The 13,019-nt window shown below is 63.4% G+C and carries 13 protein-coding genes; 6 read left to right on the top strand and 7 right to left on the bottom strand.

From position 1 onward, the window contains the following. Positions 1-21: 21 nt before the first annotated feature. From V1479_RS10945 to V1479_RS10935, 3 genes are all read left to right on the top strand, one after another. On the top strand, positions 22-1,728 hold the full coding sequence (locus tag V1479_RS10945; protein ID WP_368802925.1) for a peptide ABC transporter substrate-binding protein: 1,707 nt from the start codon (positions 22-24) through the stop codon (positions 1,726-1,728). Between the two features lie 119 nt (positions 1,729-1,847). After that, entirely contained in the window at positions 1,848-2,861 is a 1,014-nt protein-coding gene (locus tag V1479_RS10940; RefSeq protein WP_368802924.1) for an ABC transporter permease, read from the top strand. Further along, complete coding sequence (locus tag V1479_RS10935) at positions 2,854-3,789, top strand: ABC transporter permease (protein ID WP_368802923.1); 936 nt, start codon at positions 2,854-2,856, stop codon at positions 3,787-3,789. The genes V1479_RS10940 and V1479_RS10935 overlap by 8 nt, the downstream gene beginning before the upstream one ends. Before the next feature lie 13 nt (positions 3,790-3,802). Here V1479_RS10935 and V1479_RS10930 read toward each other — a convergent pair whose 3' ends face one another. Then, positions 3,803-4,633, bottom strand: a complete 831-nt coding sequence (locus V1479_RS10930) for an aldo/keto reductase (protein WP_368802922.1) — start codon at positions 4,631-4,633, stop codon at positions 3,803-3,805. A 90-nt stretch (positions 4,634-4,723) separates the two neighbouring features. Between V1479_RS10930 and V1479_RS10925 the strand changes: the two genes are divergently transcribed. After that, the gene (locus tag V1479_RS10925) at positions 4,724-5,704 is read left to right on the top strand and encodes a heparan-alpha-glucosaminide N-acetyltransferase (protein ID WP_368802921.1); all 981 of its coding nucleotides are present in this window, start codon (positions 4,724-4,726) and stop codon (positions 5,702-5,704) included. Then, positions 5,701-6,177: a methyltransferase family protein gene (locus V1479_RS10920; protein WP_368802920.1), complete on the top strand. Its 477-nt coding sequence runs from the start codon at positions 5,701-5,703 to the stop codon at positions 6,175-6,177. The genes V1479_RS10925 and V1479_RS10920 overlap by 4 nt, the downstream gene beginning before the upstream one ends. 15 nt (positions 6,178-6,192) lie before the next feature. Here V1479_RS10920 and V1479_RS10915 read toward each other — a convergent pair whose 3' ends face one another. From V1479_RS10915 to V1479_RS10900, 4 genes are all read right to left on the bottom strand, one after another. Next, positions 6,193-6,579: a MerR family transcriptional regulator gene (locus V1479_RS10915; protein WP_173191126.1), complete on the bottom strand. Its 387-nt coding sequence runs from the start codon at positions 6,577-6,579 to the stop codon at positions 6,193-6,195. A 103-nt stretch (positions 6,580-6,682) separates the two neighbouring features. Then, positions 6,683-7,411 carry a nuclear transport factor 2 family protein gene (locus tag V1479_RS10910; protein WP_368802919.1) on the bottom strand — a complete coding sequence of 243 codons (729 nt, stop codon included), beginning with the start codon at positions 7,409-7,411 and terminating at the stop codon, positions 6,683-6,685. Between the two features lie 118 nt (positions 7,412-7,529). Continuing rightward, on the bottom strand, positions 7,530-8,945 hold the full coding sequence (gene mgtE / locus V1479_RS10905; protein ID WP_368802918.1) for a magnesium transporter: 1,416 nt from the start codon (positions 8,943-8,945) through the stop codon (positions 7,530-7,532). Between the two features lie 217 nt (positions 8,946-9,162). Then, entirely contained in the window at positions 9,163-9,807 is a 645-nt protein-coding gene (locus V1479_RS10900; protein WP_368802917.1) for a glutathione S-transferase family protein, read from the bottom strand. Positions 9,808-9,967: 160 nt separating this feature from the next. Here V1479_RS10900 and rimO point away from each other — a divergent pair, with 160 nt between their 5' ends. After that, entirely contained in the window at positions 9,968-11,281 is a 1,314-nt protein-coding gene (gene rimO / locus V1479_RS10895) for a 30S ribosomal protein S12 methylthiotransferase RimO (RefSeq protein ID WP_368802916.1), read from the top strand. On the opposite strand, the gene V1479_RS10890 is transcribed toward rimO, so the two are convergent. Both V1479_RS10890 and V1479_RS10885 read right to left on the bottom strand, forming a co-directional pair. Further along, positions 11,282-11,926: a glutathione S-transferase family protein gene (locus tag V1479_RS10890; RefSeq protein ID WP_368802915.1), complete on the bottom strand. Its 645-nt coding sequence runs from the start codon at positions 11,924-11,926 to the stop codon at positions 11,282-11,284. 115 nt (positions 11,927-12,041) lie between these two features. Continuing rightward, entirely contained in the window at positions 12,042-13,019 is a 978-nt protein-coding gene (locus V1479_RS10885) for a quinone oxidoreductase family protein (RefSeq protein WP_368802914.1), read from the bottom strand.

The raw sequence follows: 13,019 nt of genomic DNA, 5'->3' as shown, positions 1-13,019 counted from the left end.
TATGCGTAAGGGGAAGCAGACATGAAAAGGTTCACCGCATTGGCGGCCGGCACGGCCGTCGCGCTGGCGCTCGGCGCAGCGAACGCACAGGCCGAACGGGGCTCCGACGGCAATCTCAACGTCCTCTACTGGCAGGCCGTGTCGGTCCTGAACCCGTACCTTTCGGGCGGCACGAAGGATGTCGAAGGCTCATCCGTGGTGATCGAGCCGTTGGCCAAATATGACGAGGCCGGCAACATGGTGCCGGCGCTGGTCGACGAGATCCCGACTGTCGAGAACGGCGGTGTTTCGGAAGATCTGAAGTCGATCACCTGGAAGATCACGCCCGGCCTGTTGTGGTCCGACGGCACGCCGTTTACGGCGAACGACGTCAAGTTCACCGCAGACTACTGCATGGCGCCCGACGGCGGCTGCCAGCAGATTTCCAAGTTTCAGGACATCGAGTCGATCGAGGTGATCGACGACCAGACGGTCACGATCAACTTCACGGTCCCCAAACCCTTCCCTTACACCGCCTTCGTGGGGGCGGAAACGCCGGTCATCCAGAAGGCGCAGTTCGAAAACTGCATTGGCGCGAATGCACCCAACTGTACCGAGCAGAACTTCGGCCCGCACGGAACCGGTCCCTTCAAGGTCGTCGAGTTCCGCGCCAATGACGTCATCACCTTCGAAGCGAACGAACATTATCGCGATCCGGCGAAGCCGTCCTTTGCGACGCTGACCCTCAAGGGCGGCGGCGATGCTGCTTCGGCCGCGCGATCGGTACTCGAAACCGGCGAGTTCGATTACGCCTGGAACCTGCAGGTGGAGCCCGAGGTGCTTGAGCAGATGTCGGCGGCCGGACGTGGCCAGGTGGTGACCTCCTTCGGCACCTCGGTCGAGCGCATCGAGGTCAACCTGACCGATCCATCCCCGGACAAGGGCGAGAACCGCTCGACCCTGGAGGCAGGCCCGCATCCCTTCCTCAGCGATCCGGCCGTGCGCAAGGCGCTGTCGATCGCGATCGATCGCGAAATTCTCGTGGAAGCCGGTTACGGCGCTTCGGGACAGCCCACCTGCAACATCCTGCCGGCGCCGGAGAACTACGCCTCCACCAACGTGAACTGGTGTCTGGAATACAATCCGGACGAAGCCAATCGCCTGCTCGACGAAGCTGGCTGGGCGCCCGGTGGCGACGGGATCCGCGCAAAGGACGGCGTCCGGCTCTCGCTGCTCTACCAGACCTCGACCAATTCCGTGCGTCAGGCCACGCAAGCGCTGGTCAAGGACATGTGGCAGCAGATCGGCGTCGAGACTGAGCTGCGCAACATCGATGCGGCGGTGTTCTTCGGTGGCGATCCGGCCAGCCCGGACACGTTCCAGAAGTTCTATGCCGACGTGGAGATGTACACCAACAACTTCCCCGGCACCGATCCCGAAGCTTATATGGCCGGCTGGCTCTGCGACGGCATTCCGAGCCCGAAAAACGGCTGGCTCGGCGCAAACATGCCGCGCTTCTGCTCGGAAGAGTACGATGCGCTTACTGGCCAGATGGCCGAAACCGCGGATCTGGAGGCGCGCGGCGAGATCGCCAAGAAAATGAACGACATTCTCTCCAACGAGGGTGCTCTGATCCCGCTGATCCACCGGGGCGACGTCTCGGCGCATTCCGTCACCATCGACGGGGTCCGCATGAACTCCTGGGACTCCGAGCTCTGGAACGTCGCCGACTGGACGCGCAAGGAATAGGACCGGCGCATCGGCAGCGGGCGGTTCGGCCGCCCGCTGCTGCCTGATCCGGCAATTTCCCGCTCGATAAACAAGACACTGGCAAGCCGGCCGAAAGGCCGCCGCCCGGAGTCCGCCAGATGCTGAACTACACGCTTCGGCGCCTGATGTTCGCTATCCCCACGCTGCTGGTGATCAGCTTCATCATCTTCGCCCTGCTCGATCTCGCGCCGAACGACCCGACCGGCAATCTGCCCCTGACGATCCCGCCGGATGTGCGCGAACAGATACGTCAATCGCTCGGGCTCGGTGAACCGTTCCCCATACGCTATCTCTACTGGTTGCAGCAGTTCTTCATCAATGAACCGCTCAACCTCCTCGAACGCATGTTCGGCATAGAGATCGGCAATTCCGCTGAGCGGCTGCGCATACGCTCCTGGGCGACCCGCAGCCCGGTTGTCGACCTCATCATCGAGCGGATGCCGCAGACGCTGTGGGTCGTCGGCATGTCCTACGTGGTCGGCATCCTGATCGCGATTCCCGTCGGCATCATCTCGGCCTACCGGCAATATTCCTGGTTCGACCAGATCGGCACTTTCGTGTCGATGGTCGGCTTTTCGGTCCCGACCTTTTTCACCGGCGTCGTCCTGATCGTCATTTTCAGCGTGAACCTGCAATGGTTTCCCTCGATCTACGACACGACTCTCAAGGTCACTGACTGGTCGAGTTTCTGGGCGCAGGTGCGGCAGATGGTGCTGCCGGTTATGGTTCTGGCGCTCTACAACGCGGCCCAGCTCAGCCGCTTCGTGCGCGCCTCGATGCTCGACAACCTCAACCAGGATTATGTGCGCACCGCGCGTGCCAAGGGCATGAAGGAACGCGTGGTGCTTCTCATCCACGTGCTGCGCAACAGCCTGATCCCGGTCGTCACGGTGATCGCGCTCGGCATTCCGACGATCTTCTCGGGCGCGATCATCACCGAACAGATCTTCCGCGTGAACGGGCTCGGGCAGTTGCTCATCATAGCCATACAGGGCGCCGACATTCCGCTGGTGCAGACGCTCACCTTCATCTTTGCCGTGCTGATCGTGTTCTTCAACCTGATCGCCGACCTGCTCTACGGCATTCTCGATCCGAGGATCCGCTATGAGTGACGCCGTCATCAAGCCGCCCCAGGGCACCCCGGGCGCGCCGCTGGTCACCAGGCAGCGCACGCTGGCCGCCGATGTGTGGCGGCAGTTCCGCCAGCACCGCGGCGGCGTGCTCGGCGCGGTCGTCTTTCTCTCAATCGTGCTGCTCGTGATCTTCGGTCCCTACATCCACGGCATCGACCCGCAGGCACTCAATGTGCGGGACAAGAACCAGGGCATCTCGCTTATCCACCCGATGGGCACCGACAATCTTGGTCGCGACATGTTCGCCCAGGTGCTTGCCGGTGGCCGCACCTCGCTCTCCGTCGGCATCACGGCGATGCTGCTGTCGTTGTTCGTGGGCACCACCATCGGCGTCGTTGCAGGCTATTTCCGACGGGCGGATGGGCTTCTCATGCGCCTGACGGACCTGTTCCTGGCGCTGCCGCTCCTGCCGCTGCTGCTCGTCATCATCATGCTGTTCCGCGACACGCTGCGCGCGACGTTCGGCCCCGAAACAGGCATCTTCCTGCTGATCGTCTTCGTCATCGGCATCACAAGCTGGATGCAGACGGCCCGTATCGTGCGCGGCGCGGTGCTCTCGGTGAAGGAGCAGGAATTCGTCGTCGCCGCCAAGTCTATCGGCACACGCGAGCGGCGCATCGTCACCCGCCACATCCTGCCCAACGTGCTGTCGCCGATCATGGTCTCCGCCACGCTCGGCATCGCAACCGCCATCATCACCGAATCGGCGCTCTCCTTCCTCGGTCTCGGCTTTCCGTCGGACTACCCGACCTGGGGCCGACTGCTCTATGACGGCGTGAACTTCATGGCGATCAACCCGTCACGCGTCATCTGGCCGGGGCTCGCGATCTCGCTGACGGTGCTGTCGATCAACTATGTCGGCGACGGCCTGCGCGACGCGCTCGACCCCCGAATCCGCGGGCGGTGATTGTGGGCGCGGCTCAGGCCGCGTCCCACTCGGGCGAGAAGCCGTAGTCGCAGATGCGCAGGCCCTTGCCGCGCAGGGCGGAGATTGCCGCCATCTCCTCATCCGAGAGCGCGAAGTCGAAGATCGCGGCGTTTTCGGCCAACCGCTCAGGCCTGCTCGTGCGCGGGATCGCGACCATGCCGTCCTGCTGCACATGCCAGCGCAGCACCACCTGCCCCGGCGTCTTGCCGTGCCGGTTCGCGGCGGCCGTCACGGCAGGTTCGGCAAACAGCGCCCCGCCCCTTGCCAGCGGGCAGTAGGCGACCATCGCCATGCCGGCCTCGCGGCAGGCCGCATAGACCTTGCGCTGGTCCAGATAGGGATGGCTCTCCACCTGGTTTACCACCAGCGGTGCCTCGGACAGCTCCCGCGCCTGCGCCAGAAGTGCCGTCGGAAAATTCGAGACGCCGATATGACGCGCCAGCCCGTCGGCCCTGCAACGGTTCAGTGCCGCGACCGTGTCGGCCAGCGGGATTTCAGGGTTCGGCCAGTGGATCAGCAGCAGGTCGACTGCGTCCAGGCCCAGCCGCTTCAGGCTCGCCTCGGCGGAGCGGCGCAGGTCGTCGGGCGCAAGGTCGGTCCACCAGACCTTGGTGGTGACAAACACCGAATCGCGGGTGACGCCCGACGCGCGCAAGCCCGCGCCCACTGCTTCCTCATTGCCGTAGGATGCTGCAGTGTCGATATGGCGGTAGCCGACGTCCAGAGCCCGCTCGACGAGCTCGGTACAGGCGCGTCCTTCGAGCGTCCATGTTCCCAGTCCCAGAGCCGGAATGGCAGCGCCGTTCGCTTCCACGCTGTGCATGGCCATCTCCCTTTCGTGCTTGGCGAGCCGCGCGTCTTTCGTGCTATCGGTTGAAGCGGCGGCGGATGGAGTCGAGATAAGGCAAAACTAGTGCAGCGATCGGCAAAGGACAAATCACGCCTCGAGGCAATCGATCTCGCGCGTGGCGTGGCACTGGTTGCCATGGCGATCTACCACCTGGCATGGGATCTCGAATTCTTCGGCTACGCCACCCCCGGCATGACTGCCGAGGGCGGCTGGCGGCTGTTTGCCCGCTCGATCGCATCGTCGTTCCTGTTCCTGGTCGGCGTCAGCCTCTTTCTGGCGCATGCGCGCGGCTTTCGGCGCGGCCCCTTCCTGACAAGGCTCGCGATGGTGGCCGGCGCGGCCGCCGCGATCTCGCTCGTCACCTGGCTGGCTGTGCCCGGCGGCTTCATATTCTTCGGCATCCTGCACCAGATCGCGCTTGCGAGCGTGCTCGGCGTCGCCTTCATGCGCACCCCCGCATGGGGCGCGATCGTGGTCGGCGTCGCGGTGTTCGCTGCACCGCATTTCCTGCGCTCGACATTCTTCGACCACCCGGCGCTGTGGTGGGTGGGGCTGTCGAGCGTCAATCCGCATTCGAACGACTATGTCCCGCTGCTCCCGTGGTTCGCCGCCGTGCTTTTCGGCATCGCAGCAGCCAAGCTCGCCGCTGCAGCCGGCCTCTTCCAGCGCCTGGGACAGGTTTCCCTGTACGAATGGACGCGCCCGCTGCAGTTTTGCGGGCGCCACAGCCTTGCCTTCTACCTCATCCACCAGCCGGTGCTGATCGCCTGCGTCTGGCTGTTCTCGCTCATCGCACCGCCTGCGCCGATGGCGGCCGATGTCGCCTTTACACGCGCCTGCACCGCCCAGTGCGAGGAGGCCAGAGGGCAGGAGTTCTGCGCGCTTTATTGCGTGTGTGTGCTGGAGGGTCTCGAAGAGGAGAACCGGCTGGAGGAAATCCACAACCAGACGGCAAGCCCGGAAACCACGCAGCGCTTGCAGGAAATCGTGCAGGAGTGCAGTTTCCAGACGGAATTCGCCGTGCCTGGGGAGGAGCAACCGTGACTGCCGTCGAGACCCGTCCCAACACGCTGCCATGGCCGCCGATCGTTTACGTCGCCGCGGTTGCGGCAGCCATTGTCCTGAACTGGCTGGTTCCGCTCCCCTGGATTCCGGGCCCGCTTGGCGAACTGCTCTTCGCAGTCGGCTGGCTGGTCGTCGGCGGCGCGCTGGCGATCGACATTACGGCCATGCGCACTATGGCGCGTGCGAAAACCACGATCATGCCACACCGGGGCTCCGATCATCTCGTGACCAGCGGGCCGTTCTCGTTTACCCGCAACCCTATCTATCTCGGCAACACCATGCTGATGATCGGCATCGGCCTGATCGCCGGCATCGTCTGGTTCATCCTGCTGGCGCCGGTCGCCGCCTTCGTCACGCAGAAGCTCGCGATCGAACGCGAGGAACGGCACCTGGAGATGCGTTTCGGCAAGAAATACCGCGATTACGCCAAGAAGGTCCGGCGCTGGATCTAGCCTGCCGCTGCAACCTCAGGTGCTGACGCCCAGCTCCACCAGCCGCTCCACGCAGGCTTCCTCGGCATTGTCGAGTTCGGACAGCGTCTCTTCCAGGTCGCGACGCTTCTGGCGCAGTTCCTCGCGCTTTTCCTCGATGCGCTTGATCATCAGCTTGAGCTGACCCACCTCACCCGGCGGCTCGCGGTAGATCTGGATGATCTCGCGAATCTCGTTGATCGAGAAGCCCAGCCGCTTGCCGCGCATGATCTGCCTGATGAGGTGACGGTCGGATGGGCGGAAAAGCCGCGTGCGCCCCCGGCGCACAGGCGCGATCAGCCCCTCGTCCTCGTAGAACCGCAGCGTTCGGGTCGAGATGTCGAACTCGCGGGTCAGTTCGGTGATCGTGTAATATTCCCGCATTCGGGCGGCCGTCCTGTCATGAAACCGTAACAGGATGTGGCACGGCATTTACGTAAAAGTCAATTGCGGACACCGACCACGGCCTGCCTGAAGAGCTTCTGCCTCAGCTTTTCGGCTGGGCAAGAACCACGAGGTTGCCGTCGGGATCCCGCATACGCAGCAGCCGAACATAGGTTGCCGGCTCTATGGCTCCAGGCTGAAAGCTCGCCTTTTCAAGACGTTCGCGTTCGTCTTCAAGGTTTTCTACAAACAGTGTCAGCGTGCCCTTGCCGGCATTCTGCGCGTTTTCGAAGAGCTGCAGCCCGGCGGTTTTACCATGGTGCCACTCTGCGAGACCCTGCATCGGCGTCGCGTCGGCTACGCGCCCGAACAGCCTCGCAAACCAGTCAGTGCTTGTTTCCAGATTCGAGCAGTTCAGGTTGGCATAGACCGTTGTCAGTTTCATCGACGCGCCTGCATCGGAATCACTTCCTAGCGAGCCACCTTCGGGCGCATCGTGCGGTACGTTCCAGCCGAAATAGACCTCGGCCTCTACGATCCTGCCGCCTCTCACCGTCAGCACTTCGGTATTGCGGAATTTGCGGCCCGACATCGCCTCGCCCACATAGGTTACGACGACATCGTCCCCGGCGGGCACGATGCGTTCGAAGCGGAAGTCCTTGATGTTGCCGCTGTTTGGCCAGCAACGCTCGAAATAGGCCTTGCGGTCTATGCGGTTGTCGAGCGGGCTCGTGAAATGGAAGTCGGGCGCGATGAGTGCCTCGATAGCCGCCCGGTCGCCCGAGACGTAGGCCAGATAACTGTCGCGCGCGATGGATGCGTTGTCCGTCATTACAAACTCCTTCCGATTGCTTTTTGCAATCAGATGAAGCTAGCGCATCTGCTTTTATTCCGCAACCAGATGAAGTGCGCCGCCTCACTGGAGCCAGGCGTCCGACAAGGCCCCGCCGTTACAGCAGCCCGAACCACCATGTCGCGAGGCCGAGGAAGGCGAAGAAGCCGACGACATCCGTCGTCGTGGTGACGAACACGGCCGAGGCCACGGCCGGGTCGGCGCCAAAGCGGTCGAGAAGCAGCGGGATCAGTATGCCGGCCAGCGCCGCCGTCAGCATGTTGACCACCATCGCGATCGCGATGATGCCGCCGAGGTCCGGATCCGAAAACCAGAAGCCGGCAACGATACCGATCAGCGTGGCGAAGATCACGCCGTTGAGAAGCCCGACACCAATCTCGCGGCGTATGATGCGGCCGGCATTGTAGATGTCGAGGTCTTTGGTAGCGAGCGCGCGCACCGTGACAGTCATGGTTTGCGAGCCGGCATTGCCGCCCATGCCGGCCACGATGGGCATCAGGATAGCGAGCGCCACGATCTGCTGGATCGTTGCTTCGAAAAGACCGATGATCGAAGCCGCCAGGAAGGCCATCACGAGGTTGACCAGCAACCAGGGAACGCGCGAGCGGGACGCGGCGAGCACCCGGTCGGACAGCTCTTCGTCGCCGACGCCGCCGAGGCGCATCAGATCTTCCTCGGCTTCTTCCTGGATGACGTCGACCACGTCGTCGATGGTCAGGACGCCGACGAGGCGTTCGTTCTCGTCGACCACGGCTGCGGACAGAAGGTCGTACTGCTCGAAGACCTGGGCGGCCTCTTCCTGGTCCATCGTCGCCGGGATCGCATGACGCGTCTCGTGCATGACGTCCTCGATCTTCACTACACGCTGCGTGCGCAGGATGCGGTCGAGATCGACGGCGCCGAGCAGGCGGAAGGTCGGATCGATCACGAAGATCTGGCTGAACGACTCCGGGAGGTTCTTGTCCTCGCGCATGTAGTCGATGGTCTGGCCGACCGTCCAGAAAGGCGGCACGGCCACGAACTCGGTCTGCATGCGCCGGCCGGCCGTCTCTTCCGGATAATCGAGCGCGCGGCGCAGCCTGATGCGCTCGGTGAAGGGAAGCTGGGCAAGAATCTCGTCCTGGTCTTCCTGGTCGAGGTCTTCCAGGATGTAGACCGCGTCATCCGAATCGAGCTCCTGCATCGCCTGCGCGATCTGCTCGTTCGGCATGTTATCAACGATATCGAGGCGGATCGCGTCGTCCACCTCGGTCAGTGCTGTAAAGTCAAAGTCGGCGCCCATCAGTTCGACAAGCGCACGCCGCTGCTCCGGCATCAAAGCCTCGAGCAGGTCGCCCACTTCCGACTGGTGGAGCGCGCCGACGTCCTCTTTCAGCGTCAGCGTATCGCGGTCGGCAATCGCCGCACCGATGTGGGCAAGAAACGACGAGCGGACGACGCCGTCCTCATCGTAGATGTCGGCCCCCGTGGCGTGAGCCTGCTCCTCGGGCGGCCGGTCTTGCGGATTTTCCAACAGCGCCTCCCGCCTGGTTGCGTTCGATTACCCCGTCTAGCCCGCCTGAGTGGCGAACACAAAGCCAAACGCGCCGCGAACGGACACGATACCGGCAAGGACGAACGCGCGAACCCTGCTGGCGGTTGCCATTTCGGCCTATCAAAAGCCTTGGGGAAACGTGTCGATTTTAAACGCGGCTCATGCCGCGCGGGCAGCACGGCGGACGTGAATCGGTCTAGGCTTTTGCTGCTCGCTTTTTATCGCCGGCGGCGAAATGAGCCAACTGATCGGCACGCGCCTTCCTGAATGCGGGCCTGTCGGTGATCCTCGCCACATAGGCTTCCGCCGCCGGCCGATTTCCGAAGGCACGCAGTTTTGCTACGCGCAGCACATCGGCCATCAGCAGGTCCGCGACGGTGAAGCGGTCGGCGACCAGCCATTCCCGCTCCGTGAATATACGCTCCATGTGGTCGAGGCGGCTTTCCAGCCAACCGGCCAGGTTATTCTCTTGCGCGCCCGTCACCTCGAGGAACCACCAAGGGACCGAGACCATCTCGATCGAGTTGAGCGCGGCGATCGTCCATTGCAACGTCTGCGCTTCGCCCGCCGGATCGCGTGGCATCAGCTTTTCGCTTTTGCGGGCAAGATGCAGCAGCCCCGCCCCACTCTCGAACAGCTCGACCTCTCCATCGCTGAGAAAAGGCACCTGCGCGAACGGTTGATGCGCTAGATGGTCGGGTCCGCGCTCGTCGAAGGGGACGGTGTGGACCGCATAATCGAGCCCCGCCTCTTCGCACGCCCATCTCAACCGGATGTCGCGCACGAAACCGCGCGGTCCCTCGGGCACCCAGTCATAGGTCCAGACGATCAATTTGCTCATTGCGGCATGTCTCCTACTCGTCGCACGTCATCTAATTGATCATATCCGGGGACTCAAAGGCAGGCGCTTTGCCGCCGTTTGCGCCGCCAAGAGATTACACCTCCGGAATTTTCGTGCTATGGCGCGCGCCAATTCCCTCAATTGTCGAGAGTTTCCGCCCATGTCCGCGCCACGCGTCAGCTTTGTCAGTCTTGGATGCCCGAAGGCGCTGGTCGATTCCGAACGCATCATCACGCGGCTGCGGGCCGAGGGCTACGAGATCGCGCGCAAGCATGACGGTGCCGATCTCGTCGTCGTCAACACCTGCGGCTTTCTCGATTCCGCGCGTGACGAGTCGCTTGCGGCAATCGGCGACGCGATGAAGGAAAACGGCAAGGTCATCGTCACCGGCTGCATGGGCGCGACACCCGAGCTGATCCGCGAGAAGCACCCCAACGTGCTCGCGATCACCGGCCCGCAGGCCTATGAGAGCGTGATGAGCGCCGTGCATGAGGCCGCTCCGCCTGCGCACGAGCCGTTCGTCGATCTGATCCCGCCGCAGGGCGTGAAGCTGACGCCGCGCCACTACGCCTATCTGAAGATTTCGGAGGGCTGCAATAACCGATGCTCGTTCTGCATCATTCCCGCGTTGCGCGGCGATCTGGTCTCGCGCCCGGCTGCCGACGTTCTGCGCGAGGCCGAACGGCTGGTGACGGCTGGCGTCAAGGAAATCCTCGTCATCTCGCAGGATACGTCGGCCTACGGCGTCGACGTGAAGTATCAGCCAAGCGTCTGGCAGGATCGCGAGGTGCGCACCAAGTTCATCGATCTGTCGCGCGAGCTCGGCGAGATGGGCGTGTGGGTGCGCATGCACTACGTCTACCCCTACCCGCACGTCGACGAGGTCATCCCGCTGATGGCGGAGGGCAAGATCCTGCCCTATCTGGACATTCCCTTCCAGCATGCCTCGCCGCAGGTTCTCAAGAACATGCGCCGTCCCGCGCACCAGGAAAAGACGGCGGCTCGCATCAAGGCCTGGCGCGACGTCTGCCCCGATCTCGCGGTCCGCTCCACCTTCATCGTCGGCTTTCCCGGCGAGACGGAAGAAGATTTCGAGTTCCTGCTCGACTGGCTGGACGAGGCGAAGATCGACCGCGCCGGCTGCTTCAAATACGAGCCGGTCGGCGGTGCCCGTTCCGAGACGCTTGGCCTGCCCGAGGTACCGCAGGAGATCAAGGAAGCCCGCTGGCGCCGCTTCATGGAGCGCCAGCAGAAGGTATCGGCCAATCTTCTGAAGAAGAAAGTCGGCAAGCGCCTGCCCGTCATCATCGACGAGGCGAATGGCACGGCCGCCAGGGGCCGCACCCGCTACGACGCGCCCGAGATCGACGGCAACGTCCATCTGGAGTCACGTCGTCCTTTGCGTGTCGGCGACATCGTCACGGTCAAGATCGACCGTGCCGATGCCTATGACCTCCACGGGCAGGCCGCGTAATTAGCCTTGGGAGGCGAACTGCTTCTGGAAGAACGGCGTCTTCATCGCCATTTCCTGGTCCTTCTGGGCCGCGCGGAGGTTGGCGGGGCGGTCACGCAGGCGGTCCATATAAGCCAGGAATGACGGGCGCTGCGGCAGGGCCTTCAGGTTCTCCATCGTATAACCGATGCTGGAACCGAGTTGCACGTCGGCAGCGGTGAACCGGTCGCCCGCCGCATAAGGCCGCTCGGTCAGGATACGGTCGACATAGTTGACCATGTCGTCGAATGTCCCGAACGAGAAGCTGTTGCCTCCATATTTCCAGCCCTGTGCGTGGGCGGACAGTGCCGGGTCGAACACCGAGTCGCAATAGACCAGCATCGACAGATACGGTCCCCGCATCGGATCGCCGATCTGCGGTGCGAGGCCAGCATCTGGAAACGCGTCGGCAAGGTAGGTGGTAATCGCAGCTCGCTCGGTGATAACGATGCCGTCATGCTCGATGGCCGGCACCTTCTTGTTCGGCTGGATCTTCCGGTATTCCTCCGGCACGCCGCCTTCCTGCCGAATGTCGATTTCGACAAGCTCGTAGTCCACGCCCAGTTCCTCCAGCAGCCAAAGCACGCTGGAGGAACGCGACCAGGGGGCATGATAGAATTTCAGCACGGCAGTTTCCTCGCATTCAGCGTTTCGATGAATTGGGTATAGCAGACAGCTCCTGACAACTGACTGTCAGGAGCTGTCGCGACCCGGCCGAAACCTGAAAAGAGCCTGCCGTGCCCTAGGGGATCAGCACCGTGGTGCCGGTGGTTTTGCGGCCTTCCAGATCGGCATGCGCCTTGGCGGCGTCGGCCAGTGCGTAGCGCTGGTTGACCCTGATCTTCACGTCGCCGGACTTCACCACATCGAACAGCGCATTGGCCGAAGCCTGCAGCTCGTCACGCGTTGCGATGTACTGGAACAGCGTCGGCCGCGTGGCGTAGAGCGACCCCTTCTGCGACAGGATCGCCATATTGAACGGCGGGATCGGTCCCGACGACTGGCCGAAGCTGACGAACATGCCGCGCACACGCAGACAGTCGAGCGAGGCCGGGAACGTGTCCTTTCCGACGGAATCGTAGACTACGTCGCACACCTTGCCGCCGGTGATTTCCTTCACCCGGGCGACGAAATCCTCCTCGCTGTAGTTGATGACGTGCTCGTAGCCATGCGCCTTCGCCAGTTCGGCCTTTTCGGCCGAGCCGACGGTGCCGATCAGCGTCACGCCGAGCTTGCGCGCCCACTGGCCGAAGATGAGACCGACGCCGCCGGCGGCCGCGTGGTAGAGCACCGTGTCGCCCGGCTTCACGGGATAGGTGCGCAACAACAGGTACTCTGCCGTCATGCCCTTGAGCATCATGCCGGCCGCGTCTTCATCGGAGATGCCGTCCGGCACCTTCACCAGCCGGTCGGCCGCGATGATGCGCTCCTGCGCATAGGCGCCGAGCCCCCCGACATAGGCGACGCGGTCGCCCGGCTTGACCCAGTCGACGCCCTCGCCCACCTCGAGCACCTCGCCGGCGGCCTCGTTGCCGGGGATGAGCGGCAGCCCCGCCGGGGCCGGATAAAGCCCGGAGCGGAAGTAGGTATCGAGAAAGTTCAGTCCGATGGCCGTATGCCGGATCAGCGCCTCGCCTTTGCCGGGCTTGCCTGCGTCATGATCCTCGTAGCGCAGGACCTCGGGCCCTCCGTGCTCGTGAACGCGTATCGCCTTGGCCAT

The organism is Neoaquamicrobium sediminum, assembly GCF_040970315.1.
Classification (GTDB): domain Bacteria; phylum Pseudomonadota; class Alphaproteobacteria; order Rhizobiales; family Rhizobiaceae; genus Aerobium; species Aerobium sediminum.
This window is presented reverse-complemented; position numbering and strand designations above follow the sequence as displayed.